Below are 784 nucleotides of genomic sequence, written 5' to 3' on the forward strand. Positions count from 1 at the left end.
CACCCACCCAGGGTCCCGTGAAGCGGTCCACCCGCCTTTCATTCCGAGCCGCGCGATTGTCCGAGGGAACCGGTGGGAGGATCCGCTGACGGGAGGCCACCCCCGCCGGACGAAACGCCTCCATCGGCCAAACAGTCAGCCAGGTCGCGCGAAACATCACCCGCCACCTCCCTCACGGCGCCCCCTCCATCGTGTCCACAGGACGCATCCTCTGGGGCGGGAGAAGTCAGCAGCGTCCCGCTGTCGGAATCCAAGGCGGCGGTCTCGCCATGGGGACGGAGTGCAACGCCGAACGCCTCGGTGTCCTCGACGGCCGTCTCAAGGAGGCCGAGGCTCTGCTCGCCCTCGCAAGCCGCTGTCTCCAAAGCATCGTCCAGGGGGGCGACCGGCACGGAGGAACCACGAAGGTCCTCAGGAGCGCATGGAGCCTCGGGGGAAGCCTGCTCCTGGGGAGCGGAGGCGGCAGCGGGAGCGAATGCGTTCAGCACGCGCTCATCGCGCGCCTTCAGCAGCGCTGGCATCTCATGCTGAAGTGCTTGCACGTCACGCTCGTGCAGGATTTCCATTACGCGGAAGGCCCACTCGCGCAGCGCGTCTCCTCCCATGAGTGGCAGCAATTGGGCTGCGCCTCCCAGGAAGGCCCGCTGCAGGGACTGCACGAGGAGCACGTGCCCCGGACGCGCCGCCACCCGCGCCGCATGCCGCAGCAACTCGAACTCCGCCTGCGCGCAGGTTTCCCCCGACTCCCAGCGCGCCGCGTCCTGGAGCTGGTAGCACGTGCTCC

The 784-nt window shown here is 68.9% G+C and carries 1 protein-coding gene; it reads left to right on the forward strand.

The genetic code is table 11. The features are described from left to right. Positions 1-269: 269 nt before the first annotated feature. Positions 270-784, forward strand: a 515-nt coding sequence (locus tag D7V77_RS46145) for a hypothetical protein (RefSeq protein ID WP_217276372.1), incomplete at its 3' end; no start/stop codon positions are given.

Source organism: Corallococcus sp. CA041A (assembly GCF_003612075.1).
In the GTDB taxonomy this organism is placed as follows: Bacteria; Myxococcota; Myxococcia; order Myxococcales; family Myxococcaceae; genus Corallococcus; species Corallococcus exiguus.